The 6611-nt window shown below is 31.4% G+C and carries 3 protein-coding genes; 1 reads left to right on the top strand and 2 read right to left on the bottom strand.

The window, feature by feature from the left end; genetic code table 11:
* A partial coding sequence (locus tag KQI30_RS02135; protein ID WP_216461507.1) for an alpha-amylase family glycosyl hydrolase occupies nucleotides 1-4400 on the bottom strand: 4400 nt, incomplete at its 3' end.
* 236 nt (nucleotides 4401-4636) lie between these two features.
* Nucleotides 4637-5785: a pyridoxal phosphate-dependent aminotransferase gene (locus tag KQI30_RS02130; RefSeq protein ID WP_216461506.1), complete on the bottom strand. Its 1149-nt coding sequence runs from the start codon at nucleotides 5783-5785 to the stop codon at nucleotides 4637-4639.
* A gap of 100 nt (nucleotides 5786-5885) precedes the next feature.
* On the opposite strand from KQI30_RS02130, the gene dapD reads away from it, so the two are divergent.
* The gene (gene dapD, locus KQI30_RS02125; RefSeq protein WP_216461505.1) at nucleotides 5886-6596 is read left to right on the top strand and encodes a 2,3,4,5-tetrahydropyridine-2,6-dicarboxylate N-acetyltransferase; all 711 of its coding nucleotides are present in this window, start codon (nucleotides 5886-5888) and stop codon (nucleotides 6594-6596) included.
* Nucleotides 6597-6611 lie beyond the last annotated feature (15 nt).

The raw sequence follows: 6611 nt of genomic DNA, 5'->3' as shown, positions 1-6611 counted from the left end.
AATACTACATTTTTATATTTTGCACTTGCACTATACATATCTACTGAATAACTTTCTCCATCAACTGTTACCTTCGCTATTCCTCTATCTTTATATGTTGATGCTAATAGCTTTATTCCGGTTCCTGTAAACTTAAACTCTGCACTACTTCCTGTTGACTTTGATATTTTTACTGCTCCTTCACTATGATTTGCATTTTTACTTGTTGTCCATGTTCCCACATATTTAATATTCTTATTATTTTCCTCTACCCTAGAGTTTTGTAACTTTATTATATTTCCTTCTAATATATCAAAAGCATCTATTACAACTAAACTTCCTGTTGATTTTGAATTTCTCATTCCTGTGTATTCTATTTTTATACTGTGAGTTCCAGACTTTAAGTTTTTCTTTTGAAATACTACATTTTTGCACTTTGCACTTTCACTATACATATCTACTGAATAACTTTCTCCATCTATTGTTACCTTTGCTATTCCTCTATCTTTATATGTTGATGCTAATAGCTTTATTCCGGTTCCTGTAAACTTAAACTCTGCACTACTTCCTGTTGACTTTGATATCTTTACTGCTCCTCCGCTATGATTTGCATTTTTACTTGTTGTCCATGTTCCTACATACTTTATATTGCTATTATTTTCTTCTACTCTTGTTGCTTGTGGCTCTACTATATTTCCTTCTGTTATATCAAAAGCATCTATTATTATTAAGTTTCCTGCAGCATTTGAATTTCTCATTCCTGTATATTCTATCTTTATACTATGAGTTCCAGCTTTTAAGTTATTTTTTTGGAATACTACATTTTTATATTTTGCACTTGCACTATACATATCTACTGAATAACTTTCCCCATCTAATGTTACCTTTGCTATTCCTCTATCTTTATATGTTGATGCTAATAACTTTATTCCTGTTCCTGTAAACTTAAACTCTGCACTACTTCCTGCTGTTTTTCCTACTTTTACTGATCCTCCACTATGCTTGCTATTTTGCACTGTTGACCACTTTCCTGCATATTTTATATTGCTATTATTTTCTTCTATTCTTGTTATTTTTGCTGCTATATTATAGTCAATCATACTAGAAACTTCATTACCCACCGCATCAATTACACTTACTTCTATTTTATATTTTCCAGACTTATTTGGAGTCCAGATACACGTATTATCAGAACTATATCCCTTTATTGTTTTCCAACCATCTTCAGCTGTTCTAACTGAATACATATATTTTAGTGCTCCTACCATACCGTTAGCCTTTGCAGTTATCTTTATTGCTGTTCCAGTTACTTGTGGAGATGCTTTATCTGTTGTTATAACTACTTCTTCACTTGATTCTTCTACTGTACATGATGTAGTAGCAGAATCACTATTACCTTCACTGTCCTTAGCATAAACTAATAATTCATATTCTCCTGCTACTGATGGTGTCCATTTTTCTGTTTTAGATGTTGAATAATCCTTTATCACAGTTTCTTTATTATTCTTTTTAGCCACAAATTTATATTGAACTGATCCATTTTCATTAATTGTACTAGCAGATAAAGTAACTGTTTGTCCGACTTTTACTGTTGATGGATTTACAGTAAACTTATCAATCTTAAAGTTATTCACATTTCTTATATCATACTCAATAGTGTTACTTGTTGCTTTATTTCCATCTGCATCAGTTACAGTAACCTCAACTTTATAGTTACCTTTTGATGGATTCCAGCTACATGTATTACCATCAGAATCTAAAGTTTTACCATTAGCTTTAAATGTATAAGTATAAGGACTTGTACCATTTTTAGCTTTAGCTGTTAACTTTATAGTTTCTCCTTCATCAACTGGTGATGTTCTATTTCCACTTAAAGATACTTCTAATTCTTCATCATCGCCACCTCTAGTATAATCAGATGGACATTGTGAAGTTAACGCTCCACCTACATACCACATTTCAAAAGACGCATCATATCCTGGTTGATCTTGTCCTGGTTCTTGAACTGATCCACCATTAATATTAAATATAACCTTCGCATCAGTTTCTCCCTGAATTCTATAGGTATACCACTCAGAATTAGGTGCTGCTTCTTTTTCCATTGCAACTCCTGGCCATTTACCTGTAAGTTGAGTTGCTGTAGCACCATCACCTTGATACATATAAATGTTAGGACTATCCCAACCGGATTTCTTAAAGTGAACTTGTATAAATTTATCATCCGGATTTTTCTTTGTATAGGTAAATTTCTTTGTTACATCTCCTTCATCATTAGATGCAAATAATTCAACAGTAGTTGTTGAACCAAATTCTTCGCCTTTACCTATAGTGATTTTGTCACCATTCTTGTAACTTATCTTTTCTCCACCATTTATAGAATATTCACCTTTATCTGCATTACCTACTACAAGCTTTATCTCTAAACCTTCAGAAACCTTTTTATAATAATCACCACTTGCTGGACTTGCATTTACTGCTGGCTTCTTACTATTTGATTCTAATAATATTACACCATTAGTTCCTGCTGTAAATGTTACTTTACCATCTGAAACTGTAGCTTTATTTCCAGTATAATAATCTGTTATTGTATCTCCATCACTAAACATAGATGATACATCTACAGTAGTACTACCAGTAGCTCCTACAACACATATAACGTTATCAACAACACCATCTTCACCTTGATAACTTCTGCTAAAAGTATATGGTGAAGAGCTTATCATTTTATGTTGACCTGCTCCAATTGATAAATGCTTGTTTCTAAATTGACCTAACTTTTGCCAATGTGATAACACATTTTTATCAATAGAATTCCAATTCATATCTGAACGAAAAACTTGATCTTTATAATTATTAGCACAAAGACTTTCCCATTGTTTTCCTCTTGCTGTTTCATCACCATAAAAAATCTGTGCTCCACCTGGTGTTAATAATAGTGCACTTGCAGCTCCTATAAGATTATCTCTTCCACCAAGACAATCATCATGAGAAGAAATATAACTTAATACATTAAAAGTTGGATCACTATTTATCTTACTTGCATAATTACTAAAAATACCCTCTAAGCTAGATGGAGAGTATCCACTCTTAGGGAAAGTAAAATTAATAATTGAATCAAACCCATTATCAAAATAATGATCTCTACCTACACCATGGCCCCAATCTTCGCCTGTCATCCAGAAATTTTCATCCCAATTAGCTCCTGGCTTATTAGGATTATTTTTTCTCCATTCTTTCAATGCCACATCTGCTTGAGTTTTAAGTTCCTTCCATGAACTTACTGGTATATGTTTAGCAGTATCACATCTAAATCCATCTATTCCATATTCTCTAACCCAATCAGTTAGCCATTGTACTACATAATTTTGTGGTGTCTTTGGCAACTTACTCTTCTCAAAAAATGCATTTTGCTTTTGCATTTCTTCATCATATCTGCCTTCCTTTTTCCACTTATTAACTAAGAAAGGAGGTGTTGATATTTCTGTCTTAGACTCCATCTTTATATCTGGAAGTCCATAAAGGCATCTAGTTTGATCGTCTCCAGATTTACTTCCTGTATATCCATCAAAAGGATATGCTATTCTTACAAAATCTCCTCCATACCATTTACTTGCCCAAGATGGATCATTTTGATACATATTTGCTTCTTCCCAATCTCCACCTCTTAAATTACTAAGATTCCCATAATAATAATCTTTCCAATTAGATATTGTTTTACCAAAACCATATTCATTAGTATCATAGGCAGTTATATACCCCAAGTGATTCATAACAACATCCATAACAACACGAATACCTTTACTATGAGCTGTATCAACAAATTCTTCCATGTCTTTAGCTGTTCCCATATTTGCATCCATATTAGAAAAATCTAATGCCCAATATCCATGATAACCATAGTATGGGAATCCATATCCTTCTTGTTCATTATTAGTATTACCAAAAGTAAATCCATGAATTTGTTCATAAGGTGCTGTAATCCAAATTGCATTTACGCCTAAGTCAGTAAAGTATCCTTCATTTAGCTTTTTAGTTAATCCTTTTAAATCTCCTCCATGGAATGTTCCTGGATTTTCTTTATATCCTGATTGAACACTACCATCTTCATTTAATGATCTATTGTATGAGTGGTCATTACTAGTATCTCCATTTTCAAATCTATCTGTTAATACAAAATAAACAGTGGCATTGTCCCAACTAAATGGAGAATTTTCATCATTAGTAACCTTTGGTTCTGCATAAGTTAATGCGCCATTATCATCAATATTGACTTTTAGCACATTACTATCGCTTTGCTTTAAAATTGATTCTGTAGTATTATTAACATTCCTGTTTGTTGCTGCTGAAGCAAAATTGTTTCCAAACATACTTAAAAACATAAGTGTTGATGTAATAATACTAGTTAGTTTTTTTAACCTCATACTTTCCCTCCCTCTTAAAACGTTTACATTACCCTCCTTCCTATTCTGATTAATAAATTATCATTATTTAATTTATTAATTACAATTATATTCGTTACATTATTGCTTTTCAATATTTTACCTTTATTATTAAAATATTTATTATTTTATTATAAATATTTTAATAATTTTTTGTACATTATTTAACAGTATAAAAATAAAACTTTGTGAATACTTAATTCACAAAGTTTTTTCTACTACTTATTATGATTATTTATAAACTTTTCTAATTTATCCATACCGTACTTTAATTGTTCCATAGAATATGCATAAGATATTCGCACAAATCCTTCACCACCACTAGAAAATGCATCCCCTGGAACAATTGCCACTTTGTACTGATTTAAAAATTTCTCACAAAACTCTTGTGATGACATTCCATATTTCTTAATACAAGGAAAAACATAAAATGCACCACCAGGAACATATGTATCTATCCCCATAGATTGTAATCTTTCTATAATATAATCTCTTCTCTTTTTAAATTCTTCAACGTATCTTTTACTTTCTATTAGAGCTTCATCAAAGCCCTCTGCTACTGCATATTGAGTTGCTGAATGTGCACATGATACATTATATTGATGATATTTTATTATTCCCTTTATATACTTAGAAGTAGCACATACATAGCCTAACCTAAATCCTGTCATAGAAAACAATTTAGAAAAACCACTTACATAGATTATCTTATCCCTTAAATCTTGAAATTGAGCTAAAGAATTGTATTCATCTTCATAAACTATACCTGAATAAATTTCATCAGTTATTATAAAAATTTCTTTATCTTTTAATAATTCATATAGTTCCAAACAATTTTTTTTACTTAAAGTAGCTCCTGTTGGATTACTTGGATATGAAATTACTATAGCTTTAGGTTTTTCTTCTTCAATAAGCTTTTTTAAATTTTCTATATCAATAGAAAAATCATCTTTTAACTTATACTGTAATTCACATCCACCATATAGTTTTGTAAGTGCACTATATGCTGGATACCCTGGTGAAGGAATAAGCACTTTATCATTAGGATTTACTATTGCTCCAAATACCGATGACAATCCTTCACTACCACCAACAGTAACACAAATTTCTTCTGGATCATAATGAATTTTAAAAGTATCCAAATAAGATGATATTTTTTCTCTTAATGATAGTAACCCTTCGTTGCTTGTATAATGAGTTATATTTTTATCTAATGCTTCACTCATATATCTTTTTATAGCGCTTGGGACATTAAAATCTGGTTCACCTAATGTTAATGATAATGCACCATCTACTTTTCTAACCTTATTATAAAATTGTCTTATTCCTGATATTTCTATAGAGTTTACTCTGTCACTTAAATTCATGTTAAAACACCCCTTTGGTTCATTTACCCCTTTTAATTACTTCTATTATAAATTATAATTATAAAATGTGAAAGTTTTTATAAAGAGGAGGGCTAAAAGTATGGATTATGATTTAACTAATCCCTATGAAATTGCAAAATACATAAAAGATGCCAAAAAATCAACACCTATACAAGTATACTTAAATGGTTCAATTGATGAACTTGATCTTGGTGAAATTGAAAACTATGGTTCAGATCCTTTTCACATTCTTTTCGGAGAATCATGTGATATAATGAATTTCTTAGTTGAAAATGCAGACAAGATTAAGAATTTTAGAATAGAACAAGATAGAAGAAATTCTGCTATCCCTCTATTAAACATGGTTGATATCGATGCTAGAATTGAGCCAGGTGCTCTAATAAGAGATAGAGTTAAAATTGATAAAAATGCCGTTATAATGATGGGTGCAGTTATCAATATTGGTGCAGAAATCGGTGAAGGTTCAATGGTAGATATGAATGCTGTTGTAGGAGCAAGAGGTACTCTTGGTAAAAGAGTTCACCTAGGTGCTGGTGCCGTTGTTGCCGGTGTATTAGAACCACCTTCAAAAGATCCATGTATAATTGAAGATGATGTATTAATTGGTGCTAACTCTGTTATTCTTGAAGGAGTTAGAATTGGTGCTGGTGCTGTTGTCGCAGCTGGTTCAGTTGTAACACAAGATGTACCTGCAGGAGTTGTTGTTGCTGGTTCACCAGCTAAAATCATCAAAGATGTTGATGATAAAACAAAAGGCAAAACACAAATCATGGAAGATTTAAGAAAATAAAAAAAGTTGCCACAC

This window comes from Clostridium bornimense, assembly GCF_018917145.1.
Classification (GTDB): domain Bacteria; phylum Bacillota; class Clostridia; order Clostridiales; family Clostridiaceae; genus Clostridium_AN; species Clostridium_AN bornimense_A.
This window is presented reverse-complemented; position numbering and strand designations above follow the sequence as displayed.